The 13,712-nt window shown below is 38.4% G+C and carries 11 protein-coding genes; 3 read left to right on the top strand and 8 right to left on the bottom strand.

Translation table 11 applies throughout. From position 1 onward, the window contains the following. The first annotated feature begins 41 nt into the window (after positions 1-41). Genes BIZ39_RS17840 through BIZ39_RS17830 form a run of 3 tightly spaced genes read left to right on the top strand, consistent with a single transcriptional unit; the run spans position 42 to position 4,717 of the window. The gene (locus BIZ39_RS17840; RefSeq protein WP_187447621.1) at positions 42-1,625 is read left to right on the top strand and encodes an AMP-binding protein; all 1,584 of its coding nucleotides are present in this window, start codon (positions 42-44) and stop codon (positions 1,623-1,625) included. Between the two features lie 19 nt (positions 1,626-1,644). Continuing rightward, positions 1,645-3,081, top strand: coding sequence for a coniferyl aldehyde dehydrogenase (locus tag BIZ39_RS17835; protein WP_008305450.1), 1,437 nt, complete (start codon positions 1,645-1,647; stop codon positions 3,079-3,081). A gap of 31 nt (positions 3,082-3,112) precedes the next feature. Then, the gene (locus BIZ39_RS17830; protein ID WP_187447620.1) at positions 3,113-4,717 is read left to right on the top strand and encodes a GMC family oxidoreductase; all 1,605 of its coding nucleotides are present in this window, start codon (positions 3,113-3,115) and stop codon (positions 4,715-4,717) included. A 106-nt stretch (positions 4,718-4,823) separates the two neighbouring features. Here BIZ39_RS17830 and BIZ39_RS17825 read toward each other — a convergent pair whose 3' ends face one another. The 8 genes from BIZ39_RS17825 to BIZ39_RS17790 all read right to left on the bottom strand — a co-directional run bounded on the left by BIZ39_RS17825 (position 4,824) and on the right by BIZ39_RS17790 (position 13,641). Next, positions 4,824-5,600 carry an alpha/beta fold hydrolase gene (locus BIZ39_RS17825; RefSeq protein ID WP_008305447.1) on the bottom strand — a complete coding sequence of 259 codons (777 nt, stop codon included), beginning with the start codon at positions 5,598-5,600 and terminating at the stop codon, positions 4,824-4,826. A gap of 25 nt (positions 5,601-5,625) precedes the next feature. Beyond that, on the bottom strand, positions 5,626-6,918 hold the full coding sequence (locus BIZ39_RS17820) for a BatD family protein (protein WP_015068507.1): 1,293 nt from the start codon (positions 6,916-6,918) through the stop codon (positions 5,626-5,628). Then, positions 6,911-8,452 carry a VWA domain-containing protein gene (locus tag BIZ39_RS17815; protein WP_239220326.1) on the bottom strand — a complete coding sequence of 514 codons (1,542 nt, stop codon included), beginning with the start codon at positions 8,450-8,452 and terminating at the stop codon, positions 6,911-6,913. The genes BIZ39_RS17820 and BIZ39_RS17815 overlap by 8 nt, the downstream gene beginning before the upstream one ends. A 79-nt stretch (positions 8,453-8,531) precedes the next feature. Continuing rightward, positions 8,532-9,518 (bottom strand): vWA domain-containing protein, encoded by a 987-nt coding sequence (locus BIZ39_RS17810; RefSeq protein WP_008305441.1) that lies wholly within the window; start codon positions 9,516-9,518, stop codon positions 8,532-8,534. A 4-nt stretch (positions 9,519-9,522) separates the two neighbouring features. After that, positions 9,523-10,089 carry a DUF4381 domain-containing protein gene (locus tag BIZ39_RS17805; RefSeq protein ID WP_008305440.1) on the bottom strand — a complete coding sequence of 189 codons (567 nt, stop codon included), beginning with the start codon at positions 10,087-10,089 and terminating at the stop codon, positions 9,523-9,525. Then, positions 10,089-11,021 carry a DUF58 domain-containing protein gene (locus BIZ39_RS17800; RefSeq protein WP_008305438.1) on the bottom strand — a complete coding sequence of 311 codons (933 nt, stop codon included), beginning with the start codon at positions 11,019-11,021 and terminating at the stop codon, positions 10,089-10,091. The genes BIZ39_RS17805 and BIZ39_RS17800 overlap by 1 nt, the downstream gene beginning before the upstream one ends. A gap of 9 nt (positions 11,022-11,030) precedes the next feature. Beyond that, positions 11,031-12,002: an AAA family ATPase gene (locus BIZ39_RS17795; protein WP_008305436.1), complete on the bottom strand. Its 972-nt coding sequence runs from the start codon at positions 12,000-12,002 to the stop codon at positions 11,031-11,033. Between the two features lie 157 nt (positions 12,003-12,159). Next, positions 12,160-13,641: an arylsulfatase gene (locus tag BIZ39_RS17790; protein WP_222936685.1), complete on the bottom strand. Its 1,482-nt coding sequence runs from the start codon at positions 13,639-13,641 to the stop codon at positions 12,160-12,162. Positions 13,642-13,712: the final 71 nt, after the last annotated feature.

Here is a 13,712-nt window from a genome sequence, read left to right as displayed (position 1 = left end):
GTCATGAAATTAGAACATTATAATTATTAAGAGAGTTAGAGATGAAAGTTAATTTTAGCAGCCAATTCCAAAGTATTGTTGATAAATGGGGAGACTTGGAAGCAATAGTTAACGTAGAACGTGACCGCCGTTTTACTTATCGAGAATTTCATTTAGTAACTAATAAAATAGTGAACATGCTTTCGACGACGTTTGGCATGGAAAGAAATGATCGCTTTGTTAATATTTTAGATAACGACAACATGGCGTTATTTCATTTCCCTACTATTTTTAAATCACATTTTACTGGGGCTTTTACTAACTCACGCGATGCTATTGCTGAGCATGAATGGCAAATAGAATATTCTAAACCTAAAGTTGTATTTATAGAGAATATGCACTTAGCAACGCACTTAGAAATGCTAATTGGGCATGGCATTAAAGTGGTTTGTATGGATCCAATTCCTTCTGAGTTTGAAGGTAATGACAACCTGTTTTATTTATGGGATCTGTTAGCGCAGGTATCTGATGAAAATCCAAATATGGAGATTGATGATAGAGAGCATCAATCTATCATTCGTTTTACAGGTGGTACGACAGGTAAAGGTAAGCCAGCGGTGTATTGTGCTGATAATTGGCTAGGTTTACGCGATACTTTGTATGCGTTAGATGAAGCTTGCTTTGATACCAATACTAGAATGCAACATATTGCGCCAATTAGTCATGGTAGTGGTATGTTCTTAGTGCCTACATTCTTTAGTGGTGGTTGTAACATTACTTTAAATGAACCTGATTTGGTGAAATATTGTCAAACCATTGAGACAGAAAAATCAACTCACGCTTTTCTTGTACCAACTATACTTTATCGTATGCTTGAGATCCCAGAAGTGCAAGATGTTGACTTTTCAACCATGCAAAATATGTATTATGGCGCTGCGCCGATGAGCCCTCCAAAACTAAAACTGTTACAGAAAAAATTCGGTAATATTTTTATTCAGGCTTATGGCTCAACTGAGCATTTTGCTATCGCGCTTTCATTAAGTAAATCTGATCATTTATGTGAAAATGGTGACGATAAGCACTTGTCTTCAGCAGGTCGTGTAACTGCTGGTGTTGAAGTTGAAATTATGGACGATGATGGCGAGCCCGTAAAAAGAGGAGAAATAGGTGAGTTTTGGCTACGCTCTCGTGGTGTTTGTTTAGGCTACTTAGACAACCCTGAAAAAACAGCAGAAGAGTTTTATGACGGCTATTGGAAATCAGGTGATATGGGCTATAAAGATGAAAATGGCTATATTTACTTAGTAGATCGTAAAAAAGATATGATCATTTCTGGTGGCTTCAATATTTATGCCACTGAAGTTGAAGCGGCAATTAATGCTCATAACGCAATTTTTATGTCAGCAGTTGTTGGCATTCCTCATGAAGAATGGGGTGAGGCTGTTCATGCCGAGGTTATGCTAAGAGAAGGTGAACAGGTGTCAGAGCAAGAGCTAATTGCTTTTGTTAAAGAGTCATTAGGTAGTTATAAGTCACCAAAATCAATAGTAATTGTTGACCAATTACCACTTACTGTCGTTGGTAAGGTGTTAAGGAAAGATGTACGTAAAAAGTATTGGGAAAACTCAGACAGAGCCGTTGGCTAAGGTTTAGGGGAGAGATATTATGTCAGCCCAAGAGCAAGTGGTAGTTGAAGATCAAGCTTGTGAATTTGCATTGCAGCTGAAAAAACAGCAGCAAGCTTATTTAGCAAATCCTATGCCTTCAGCAGATGAGCGTATTGCACGATTAAAGCGTTTAAGGAAGTCTTTATTAGCCCACCAAGATGAGTTGATTGAGTCACTAAATAAAGACTTTGGTCGCCGAAGCCCTGAAGAAACTTTGTTGTTAGATGTTTTACCTAACATTAATAACATTGATTACTGCGTTAAGCGCCTTAAAAAGTGGATGAAAACTGAAACTCGCCATACGGACTTATTAGTGCGACCTGCAAAGGTTGAATTAATGTATCAACCAGTTGGTGTAGTTGGCATTATTGGTGCGTGGAATGGCCCTATAATTGTTACTTTTGGTCCCTTGGTTACCGCGCTTGCTGCCGGCAACTCTGCCATGATAAAAATGTCTGAGTTCAACCCTGAAACTAACAAAGTCGCTAAGAAAATTATTGCCGAAGCGTTTGATGATTCACTAGTGTCAATTTTTGATGGAGAAGCAGAGGCATCTGCTCGCTTTTCTGCATTACCGTTTAACCATTTAATGTTTACTGGCTCAACAGCAGTAGGTCGCCATGTTATGCGCGCAGCTTCTGCAAACTTAGTACCGGTAACTTTAGAGTTAGGTGGTAAGTGTCCAGTGATTGTTTGTCCAGATATGGACATTGACGATGCTGTAAGTCGATTTATCTATGGTAAATGTGCTAATTCAGGTCAAATTTGTTTATCACCAGATTATATATTATGTCCTGAAGGTAAAGAGCAAGCTGTAGTAGATGCATACTGTAAGCGTTTCAAAGAGATGTTTCCTGCGTTTAGCTCTACAACAGATCATTCAAGTGTTCACTCTGAACGTCATTTTCAACGTTTACAAGAAATACTATCTGATGCCAAAGCCAAAGGAGCAACAGTAATATCTGCTAACGGTCAGGAACCAGATCCAAAAACTCGTATGATGCCGACGCATTTAGTGTTGAATGCTACTGAAGATATGATTGTGATGCAGGAAGAAATTTTTGGTCCAATTTTACCAATTAAAGGCTATAAATCAGTAGAAGAAGCTGTTAGTTATATTAATCAAGGTGGTCGTCCGCTTGGTCTTTATATCATGAGCTTTGATAAAACTACACAAGACTACATTTTAAATCATACACATTCGGGTGGTGTGAGTATTAATGAAGTTGTCTCACATGCACTTTGTGACGATGTACCTTTTGGCGGTGTTGGTGATTCTGGTATTGGTCACTATCACGGTCATGAAGGTTTTAAAGCGATGAGCAAGGCGAAAACAGTGCTGAAACGTGGCAAATTTTATCCTGGAAAATTCACTGCGCCGCCGTACGATAAAGGCTTTTTGCGTCCTATTTTAAAATGGTTACTTCGTCAGTAAATCATCAACACTATTACAACAGGAATTAAAGATGTTTGATTATATTGTTATTGGTGGCGGTTCAGCTGGGGGCGTGTTAGCACATCGCTTATCAACCGATCCGAACAATAAAGTATGTTTGTTAGAAGCTGGTGGTGCTGGTAACAATAAGTTGGTTTCAACGCCAGCTGCTTTTGCTGCACTTATTCAAGACTTTAAAATAAATACCATCAACTGGCGTTATAATACATTGGCGGATAAGTCGATGAATAATCGCACACAATACCAACCACGCGGCAAAATGCTAGGTGGCTCTAGTGGTATTAACGGCATGGTGTACATTCGTGGTTGTAAGGAAGATTACGATCATTGGGAAAGCCTGGGCAACAAAGGCTGGGCTTATGATGATGTACTACCTTACTTTAAAAAAGCAGAAAACAATGAACGTGGTGAAAATAAGTACCACGGTGTTGGTGGTCCGCTAGAAGTTAGTAATGGTGATGAAAGTTTTGATGTTTATAATGGCTTTATAAAGTCAGGCCTTGAAAAAGGCTATAAAATGAATGAAGACTTTAATGGCGATTATCAAGAAGGTATTGGCTATTATCAATTTACGGTGAAAGATGGCAAACGCGCTGGCGTTAAAGCTTGTTATATAGATCCTGCAATGGAGCGCAGTAACTTAACCGTTGAAACAGGTGCTCAGGTTCAACGTATATTATTTGAAGGCAAACGAGCGGTCGGTGTTGAATATATGCAAGACGGTAAATTGGTTACCGTAAAAGCTGCAAAAGAAGTATTAGTTTGTGGCGGTACTTTTAATTCTCCGCAAATGTTGATGCTATCAGGCATAGGTCCTAAAGCAGAACTGGAAGAAAAAGGCATCGAAGTTATTCATGACTTACCAGGTGTTGGCAAAAATTTACATGATCATCCTGACGTTATTTTAGTGGTGAAAAGTAAGAAGAAGTCAGGTATAGCACTTAATCTCGTGGGAACAATTAAATCAACCATCGCGCTGTTTAAATATGCGTTAGCAGGTAAAGGGTGGTTAGCTAGTCCACCAACTGCGGCAGGTGGCTTTATTAAAACTTCACCAGAAAAAGAACGTCCAGATGCGCAATTACACGTTGTGCCGTTAGCTTACCGTGATCATTGTCGTGATTATAAAATCATGACCAAATGGGGGTATAGTGTAATTATTAATATATCAAATCCTAAAAGTCGTGGCGAGTTAACATTAAAAGACAGTAACCCGATGACTCCTCCTAACATTAAGTTAAATTTGTTATCACATCCTGATGATATGAAAGACTTAAGAGAAGGGGTGAAGCGTTTGCTTGATATACTTAATAGTGACGGCTTTAACGAGCATCGTGATTGTTTATTAAAGCCTGATGTACCGCTCAATACAGATCAAGAAATTGAAGAATACCTAAGAAGAGAAGCTTCTCACGCCTATCACCCTGTTGGCTCATGCAAAATGGGTAATGATGATATGGCTGTTGTTGATGAGCGATTACGTGTACACGGTTTAGAAGGTATTCGTGTTGTTGATGCGTCTGTTATGCCGACGGTAACCTCAGGTAATACCAACGCACCTACTATTATGATCGGTGAAAAAGCAGCAGATATGATTTTAGAAGATAACGCTTAAAACCGTGAGTTTGCTTGAACCAGCTGATTGAGAAAGCCCTATAGTTACTTTAATGAGCTATAGGGCTTTTATATTGAGTTCGTTTTAATGTCTTCGTCTTCTTGAGTTAAGAAAGATCATTAATAAAATCATCTATTGCTAATAGTACTTGTTTCGTGTGGGTCTTATGGGGCATATGACCACAGCTTTGAATAATATTCAGTTGAGCTTGACCTGTGGATTGTTCAACTATATAGCTTGGAAAAGCGACAGAGCCATATTCATCTTTTTCACCATGTAATGCTAGTACTGGACAAGTAATTTTGCTTGCTACTGTTAGTTGCCAAGTGCGAAACTCAGGGTTTAGCCAAACTTCTGTCCATGCATCTATTACCCATCGCGTTTTATCACCATGCCACTTAACTAGTTTCTCGAAATGCTGAGGTTGTTGAAAGACAGATTTTGCCTGCTCAATACCGCTAATTGTAAGATCTTCAACAAATGCTTGTGCGGCAATGGTTATAATTGATAAACATTCCTTATCTTGTGCGGCAATGTTAATAGCCATTGCACCACCAACACTATGACCAAGTACTAAATATTCTGTTAAACCTAATTTAGCCTTGATTTGAGGAAAGTAAACTAAGCCTTCTTCTTCTATAAAGTTAAGAGATGGTAATTGCTCTCTAGCGTCTGAACTCCCAAAACCAAGTCTGTCGTAGGCAATAACCTGTCTAGATAATTTAGTTGCTAGTTGAAGAGGGAAGTCTTTCCATTGATTTACTGAACCAAGTGAATCGTGTAATAGCACAATAGGCGCTTTATTTTCTATAGATTCTGGTGTCCATATTTTTACGAAAACTTTGCCGCTATTTAAATCGATGTATTGCGTTGTTATGTTCATGATCTTTATTACTTCAGTAGATAGATCAACCCTTAGGGTTAATGTTTGGTGTTTTAGGTTTTGTTATTACTTTACTATTTTTATTTAACGCCTTGAGATAGCTTTTTGAGAGCCGATCAGTTTGTTTATCTGAAGATACTGGCGAAAAAACGCTTTCAAATAATGAACTAGTTGCCGAATTTTCTTCTCTGCTGAGTTCCTTAGTTAATAGATTTATGTTGTTAGACTTAGTAACAGTGTCTAAGTAAATATAAGCCCATTTTATAAAGCTTTTGTGGTCATTGCTTTTTATCGCTTGTTTTAGCTGAGCTTTGATCTTTTTTGTTCGGTGTTTATCTTGATTTGAATTATTAGTTCTTTTTCTAATAAAAACTAAATAACCAATAAGTAAGCATAGAGCACATAATAGGTAAAAAAATATGGTTAGGTTTTTAGTTATATACAACTGAAACTGTTGCCCAACAGTAAGTGAGCCGATGGCTATTGGTTGTGAATCAAGTTGTGCATGTTTAAGGGTTTGAGCGTTATTGTCCCACCAAGCAAGTTTGATTTTTGGAATAACCACTTTTCCTTGCTGCTCAACGATATAAGTGAACTTTTGAATGCGCGTTGCAAGCTTGTTGCCTCGGTTGTTGTTGTCGATAAGCTCTGGTGTCGATAAGTAATGAGGTAAACCATGAATGGTATTGTGGTTTATTTCAGGTAGCATCATGGCAAGTAAGCCGTCTGCTTCAATGGTGATAGTGCGAGTGACAGCATCACCAGGCAATAACTGTGTTAAATCTTTATCCCAAGCTTGTTTAATAGCCAAGTGATTAGCTGCCCACCATTGGCTGTTTTCATCAAGACTATTTTGCAATTGCTTTGGTACTAAGGCGCTGAAGACTATAGGGTTAGTTAGTATGATTCCTTCAATATCACCTTGACCAATAACATGAATTTTCATGCTAACTTCAAATTCAGGAACCATATAGTTAGTTGCTTGTTGCGGAAATATCGAAAACTCTTTTTCATGCACCGTCCACCGTTTACCATTGAGGTGTTCGCTACTATTTAGGCCAAAATTACTGCGCTGGATAACAATGGCGTTATCAATTTCTGGCAAAGTGAATGTTACCGACCCTTTAAACCAAGTGGATGTTGCAATTCGCAGTTTTATCGTTACTTCTTGACCAACTATCACAGGTCTATCGTTTACAACTTCAATAGATACTTGTAGCTCATTTTGTCTGATTAAATCGTCAATAGTTGTTGCTGCATGTGCTAATGAATAAGGTAGCAGTAGCAAAAAAAGAGCAAGTAATTTAGCTTTACTCATTGCTACTCCCTAATAGTTTTTGCTTATTCACTTGTATTTGCAGTTTGTTTGCTAAAAATTTACTCGGATTTTTTTGTAGATTTTCCATCCACATTTTGGCAAGTTGCTCATTCTTTAGTATTTGTTCTGCACTGTATTGCTGAACTTCTTGCTTACGTTGATTCGTTTTTATTTGTTTACCTTTTGCCTGTTTAAATTGATCACTTGTTTCATCATCTGAACGTTCATTTTGCTCTTGTTTTTGATGTTCAGATAACGACTCTCGAGCTTTAATTATTTTTTGCACAGCCGCTAAGTTTTCAATGATTGCTTGGTTATTAGGGAAAACGGCAAGTAACGATTGATAAATAGACTCAGCAGCATAGTATTTTTCTGCATGAGCGTAGGCGTTTGCTAAACGTAATTTGGCATCATTGCTATCTATTCTTGAAAAGTATTCTATTGCGAGGTCAAAGTCTTCGTTTAGGTAATAAGAGGTGGCCTTCCACATCGTATTTTCGAATCGCTCAGCAGCGGTTTTATAATCTTTCAAATAAAAATATAGTTGTCCTTGTTGGTTAGGAGTTAACCAAAAATTAGCAAAGCTGTTTTCAGCAGCTTGGCCTTGAGTACTTGGTAGTGATAAGCAAAGTACAACAATAAAACTTGACCAGCGAATCGTCCAGCCTCGTCTAAACCACAGTAAATAAAGTAACATTGCGGGAAAAACAAGCCAATAACCGCTATCAACCCAAGGGATATGTTTGTCATTTATTGGGTTATAAAAGCTTTTGATTCTACTGACTAGTTGGTGAATGTCTTGTTTATTAATTGTTGCCGACAGATAAAAACCGTCTATTTCATCTGAAATGCGACTAAGCTTTTGATTGTTTAATGAAGGAAGCGTTAAACCTTTTGCGCTAAGCTCTTCATTCGTAGAGCCGATGCCGTAAATTAACATTTGATAGCGGTGTTGTTCAGAAAAGCGTGTTAATGCCTGTTGGCTTTGTTCGGTGATGTCATCGGTTATAAGTAAAACGGTAACGGGTGTATCGTCGCTGATGGTTGCTTGTTTTATTAAAGTTAACGCATTAGCTACAGACTTTCCTTGCTGAGGCATTATTTTGGTTGTAACAGCTGACAAGTAGTTTCTTAATATATTGTGATCGTTTGTTAACGGTAATATTGAGTGAGCACTGCCTGAATAGACAATTAAGCTGGTATAACCTTCAGGGCGTTCAGCGAGAAGATCTGATACTTTTTGTTTAGCTCGCTCAAGTCTAGAAGGCTGAATGTCAACACTATTCATGGAGTTACTGGTATCAAGCAATATGAATAGAGCAGAGCTGTCTTGTAGAAAAGGAGAAGGCTGGCGTTGCCAACTTGGGCCCATTAAAATCACGGTAATTAGCAGCATTACAACCCATGCAACAATTGAGGGAGATATTTTTCTGATACTTCCAGCTTCTGCTGTTAGTTCTTGATAAATGTGCTGAGCAAAAACCTTTTTAGCTTGCTGGTCTTCATTTTTCTTCGAGTTTTTGTTCGATAACAATAACCAGAGTATCGGGATCAACAATGCCCACCATGGCCTTAAAAAGTGAAAGTTTTGTAGTAGTTGCGAGTAAGCCAGGTCACTGATCATAGGGCACCTTAACTTTTATTCTTGAACGTATATACACTACCATACATAAATTCATAATAACTAAGGTAATCAAAGGGATATGATGCATACTTTGTTTAGGGCGAAATGATATAGAGTCATATGTTTGCGGTTCAAGTTGGGCAATATTTAGGTAAGCTTGACTAAGTTGGCTGGTGTCCATCGCATGATAAAAATTTCCACCAGTTAGCTCAGCGATGCGCTTTAAGGTTTTACTATCGAGTTTTCGCTCGCCAATCGTTGCTGGGTCGCCAAGCGCAATTGTATATATTTTAACGCCGTAGCTAGCAGCTATTTTTGCAGCGTCTATTGGTGGTACTTTGCTGCCTGCATCATTACCATCGGTCAGTAAAATAAGTACTCGGTTTTTTGTTTCACTTTCTTCAAAGTGCTTAATTGCAATACCTATGGCGTCACCAATTACCGTACTTTGGCCCGCCATTGCAATTTCAGTTTCATTGAGTAAAGTTAACCAAGTTGCATGGTCTTCACTAAAAGGCATTTGAAGGTAGGCTGCAGAGCCAAATACAATTAAACCTAAACGATCGTTTTTACGCTCCATAGCAAGAGATTTTAGCACTGACTTAACCATGGTTAGTCGGTCAACTGTATTATCACTTGCCACTTTAAAGTCAGTTGTTGCCATTGACCCTGAAGCATCAACAGCAACCATTAGATCTCTTGCTGATTTTGTTTGTACTATTGGATCTTGCAACCATTGAGGTTTTGCAGCAGCTAATACAAAAAGCAACCAAGAAATGATCAAAACAGACTTTTGTAACCGGCTTGGCTGTTGTGTTTTTGCCCCTAGCTTGGCTTTATCACCTGATATTTCGATGAGCTTATTGAAAAATGGTACTTTAACCATTTGATTTTGTTGTAGGTATTCTGGAAGAAAGCGTAGCAACAGAGGTAACGGTAGAAGAAGAAATAGCCAAGGGAATACAAATTCAAGCATTAGGTTACTTGCTCTTAACTAAGTTTAATAAGCTAAAAGGTTTTATGACGGGATTCACTCCTTCGTAAGGATGCTGCTGGATCCAAAGTTTGGTTTGTTCTATTAATGAGTGCCACTGTTTCTCTGTGCACGCTTCTTTTGGTACTTGGTATAGGTTATCACCTAATAGTTGGTGGGCATTACTATCAAATACTTGTTTTTTATTATGAGTATTTAAAAAATTAAACCAATCTTTTCCTGTTTGTCGCGCAATAATTTCACGAGGGAAAATATAAAGAGCAGTTCCTTTTATTAGCTCTGCTAGTTGATATAGTCGCGCTTGTTCGGTTAACGAAGAGTTTGCTAGTTCAGCTAAAGCCAATAGTGCACTTTTTCGATAGTGGTTATTAATTTGATAAATTAATTTTTGAATAATAAAGATTATTAACCAAGTAATAAATATTATTGCAAGGTAGCTCCACCCTGGGGCAAAAGGTAAAATTGGTAAGGTTTCTGGCATTGGAGCCTCATTAAAGTTGGTCAATGCTAAATTGCCAAAACTTTGATTGATTGTTGATGAGGCATCTAACATTAAGCTGCCCCTAGGTGTTTACGAACTTGTCCAGCAACGTTAAATTCTGTTGAAAAAGACAATAATGGAATATTGTGTTTAGCAAACGTTGTTTGCATGTTAGACAACTTCTGTTCGGTATAGTGATTAAACTTTTCTGTTAGACCTTTTTTATTAGCTGACAGTTGTAATTGGTATTCGCCATCTCCTAACACTAGGTTTTCTAGCGGGCGAATATCATGCTCTAGTTGGTCATAAACGTAACAGGCGATAATGTCGTTGTGCTGAGTTAGTTTTGCAAGGCTCGGTATTATTGATGCCTGCGGGTCAATAAAATCTGAAATAACTATTAGCAAGTAATCGTGAGTAATAAACTTTTCAGCTTTTTTGAGTAAGCCAGCCATTGAAATGGGCTTGTTGGTTTGGGCACTGTTACTGTTTATTATTTGATTAAACTTAACTATTAATGCTAAATACTGTTGAAACTTTGTATGACTTCTAGTTGGTTCACATTCAATGTAACGTTGATCTGACAATATAATAAAGCCAACACGATCACCTTCATCTAATGCCTTCCATGCAATTAACGCACTAAGTTCAGCTGCTAAAACTGACTTCATTTTCCATTGGCTGCCAAAGTGCATATTTGAACGTTGATCGACAATGATCATGACAGGTCGGTCTTTTTCTTCACAATAAAGGCGCACATAGGGCTTGCCCATACGATTAGTGACACGCCAGTCAACATTTCTTATATCGTCTCCTGGGCGATAATCTCTTAACTCGGAGAAGTCCAAACCTCTTCCCCTAATGGTAGAGCGTTTACGACCCATTAATTTACTTTTTAATGGTTGATTAGATAAAAAGCTAAAGCCATGAGCGTCGTGTTTTAAACGCATAAGTTGTTTTAGCGTTATTTGTATGCGTTCATCAATTGCTTTAACTGTTTTCATTGGCTTGGTTTATACGACAGCGACTTGCTTAATTATTTCGTTAATAACATCGTCAGAAGTTATTCCGTCAGCTTGCGCTTCATAACTTAGGTTTATTCGATGTCTGAGGACGTCACAAACTACTTGTCTAACATCATCGGGATCTACATAGTCTTTTTCATTTAAGAATGCTTGTGCTCGTGAACACCTGTCTAAAATGATACTAGCGCGAGGACTAGCGCCAACTGCTATCCAGTTTTTTAAATTGCTATTTGGGTAGCGTTCTGGTTTACGAGTCGCCATCACTATTGCGACAATGTACTTTTCTACCGCTTCACTCATGTGTATGTTTAATACTTGTTGACGAGCATCAAAAACAACACTTTGTTGTATTTTGATAGGCGCTTGTTGTTTGTTACCTTCTTCTGAGCGCACTAAACGAATTATTGATAATTCTTGTTCATCATCAGGGTAGTCGATTTGAATTTTTAGCGCGAAACGATCGATTTGTGCTTCAGGAAGAGGGTAGGTACCTTCTTGCTCTATTGGATTCTGTGTGGCCAATACCATAAATAGATCAGGTAATTGATAGCTTTTCCCCATCACAGTAACTTGTCTTTCTTCCATTGCTTCAAGCAATGCCGCTTGTACTTTTGCAGGAGCTCTATTGATTTCGTCGGCTAGAACTAATTGATTGAATATAGGCCCTTCTTTAAAGGAGAGATCAGTTTTACCATCGATATCTTGGAACATTTCTGTGCCTGTAACGTCTGATGGTAACAAGTCGGGCGTAAATTGAATACGCCCCAACTTAGCTTCAAGCACTTTAGCCAAGGTGCGAATAGAGCGGGTTTTAGCGGTACCAGGTAATCCTTCAAGCAGTACGTTGCCGTTGGTCAGCAATGCAATTATTAAGGCATTAACGAGCTTTTCTTGCCCTAAAATTGACTGGTTTACTTCTGACTGAAGCGCTTTAATTTGAGCTAATATGTTTTCGGCCATATTTATTCTTTATTGGTAATGGTGTTATTAGTTTATTTGTAATGCCAAAAGTGTGTATAAATACATGGTTTTTAATGAATTACATAACTAAGCTTTTATTTTAGTGTAGAACGAAAAAGCAAGAGCTGTATTAACTCTTGCTTTTTTTTTGTGATTTTTATTTATATGTCACGTTTTCCCAAATTTTCATTTTTTCAACAACCGTTGAAAAGGTAAAGTCGGCTGGTGCTTGTGATGGCGGGAATTCTTTAAATGTTTGTAAGAATTTTATTACTTCTGTTGCCGCAGGAGCAACAGTAAATAAGTGATCTACCGACCATCTATCATAGCCTCCCGCATTTATTGGTGCTTCTTCATATGGATCTTGGCGTAAATTTAAAATTAAAGGTAGACGGCGTGCCACTAAAGGACAAGCCCATACTTCCCAACCCTTACATTTTTGCTCTAAGAATAATAATTTCCAGTCGCCCATTCTAATTGCAGCAACTTTGCCGCCATCGGTTGCATAAATAAAGTTTTTACGAGGCCAGTTTGTATTATCGTCAGCAGTAGTATTTTTACCTTCAATTAGTTGTGGCAATATGTTGTAACCGTCTAAATGAATTTTATATTGACGACCGTTAAATATTGCCCCTTTCTTTAACTGTTCTTTAATATTTGTATTACCTACCGCAGCCATAACCGTTGGTAACCAGTCATTATGAGCGGTTAGTTCGTTAACTATCTGACCTGATTTTATTTTATTTGGCCAACGAACCATGGCAGGTGCTCTAAAGCCACCTTCCCAAGTGGTATTTTTTTCGCCACGGAAGCGCACTGTGCCCCCATCAGGCCAAGAAAACTTTTCTGCGCCATTATCCGTTGTGTAAATAACGATTGTATTGCCACTGATGCCTAGCTCATCGAGCTTATCGAGTAATTGTCCTACGTGACGATCATGCTCTACCAAGCCGTCGCCATATAGGCCGCCACGTTTAGAGATACCTTTAACATCATCTTTTAAATGTGTCCAAATATGCATTCGAGTTGCATTAAACCATGCAAAAAATGGCTTTTTAGCTTTGTGCGCTTTTTCCATAAACTTTATGGTGGCTGCTAAAAACTCTTCGTCGGCTGTTTCCATACGCTTTTTGGTTAATGGACCTGAGTCTTCAATACGTCCATCAGCAAATGAATGAATAACGCCGCGAGGGCTAAAACGCTTCTTCATTTCCGCAGTCATGAATCGGTTATAGTCTTCATGTTCAGGCTCTTCTTCGGCATTTAAGTGATACAGGTTGCCATAAAATTCGTCAAAACCATGGTTTGTAGGTAAATGACTGTCTTGATCGCCAAAATGATTTTTACCAAACTGGGCGGTCATGTAACCTAGAGGCTTTAATAAACCTGCTAATGTAACATCATCTTCACGAGCGCCTTCTTTAGCACCAGGTAAGCCAACTTTGGTTAAGCCTGTACGCATTGGATGTTGGCCATGAATAAATGCAGAGCGACCAGCAGTACAAGAGTTTTCTGCGTAGTAATCAGTAAATATTGCGCCTTCTTTAGCAATACGGTCAATATTTGGTGTCCAGTGACCTGCTTGTCCCATGGTATAGGCGCTTAAGTTATCCCCGATTTCAGATAATAAGTGCGACATTCATGGAAAGGTGTAGAAGAGGAGGCCAACTGCTAAAAGTGGTACGCTCTTCTCGTCAAAGAAACAAGCAG

Origin of the sequence: Alteromonas sp. BZK5 (assembly GCF_014349115.1) — a bacterium.
Classification (GTDB): Bacteria; Pseudomonadota; Gammaproteobacteria; order Enterobacterales; family Alteromonadaceae; genus Alteromonas; species Alteromonas macleodii.
The sequence above is the reverse complement of the archived record's forward strand: the minus strand, read 5'-3'. Positions and strand labels throughout refer to the sequence as shown.

What these genes read in the sequence shown, in the direction of transcription:
- BIZ39_RS17840 (WP_187447621.1), top strand. Translation starts at nt 42, where the DNA reads ATGAAAGTTAATTTTAGCAGCCAATTCCAAAGTATTGTTGATAAATGG.
- BIZ39_RS17835 (WP_008305450.1), top strand. Translation starts at nt 1,645, where the DNA reads ATGTCAGCCCAAGAGCAAGTGGTAGTTGAAGATCAAGCTTGTGAATTT.
- BIZ39_RS17830 (WP_187447620.1), top strand. Translation starts at nt 3,113, where the DNA reads ATGTTTGATTATATTGTTATTGGTGGCGGTTCAGCTGGGGGCGTGTTA.
- BIZ39_RS17825 (WP_008305447.1), bottom strand. Translation starts at nt 5,600, where the DNA reads ATGAACATAACAACGCAATACATCGATTTAAATAGCGGCAAAGTTTTC.
- BIZ39_RS17820 (WP_015068507.1), bottom strand. Translation starts at nt 6,918, where the DNA reads ATGAGTAAAGCTAAATTACTTGCTCTTTTTTTGCTACTGCTACCTTAT.
- BIZ39_RS17810 (WP_008305441.1), bottom strand. Translation starts at nt 9,518, where the DNA reads ATGCTTGAATTTGTATTCCCTTGGCTATTTCTTCTTCTACCGTTACCT.
- BIZ39_RS17805 (WP_008305440.1), bottom strand. Translation starts at nt 10,089, where the DNA reads ATGTTAGATGCCTCATCAACAATCAATCAAAGTTTTGGCAATTTAGCA.
- BIZ39_RS17800 (WP_008305438.1), bottom strand. Translation starts at nt 11,021, where the DNA reads ATGAAAACAGTTAAAGCAATTGATGAACGCATACAAATAACGCTAAAA.
- BIZ39_RS17795 (WP_008305436.1), bottom strand. Translation starts at nt 12,002, where the DNA reads ATGGCCGAAAACATATTAGCTCAAATTAAAGCGCTTCAGTCAGAAGTA.
- BIZ39_RS17790 (WP_222936685.1), bottom strand. Translation starts at nt 13,641, where the DNA reads ATGTCGCACTTATTATCTGAAATCGGGGATAACTTAAGCGCCTATACC.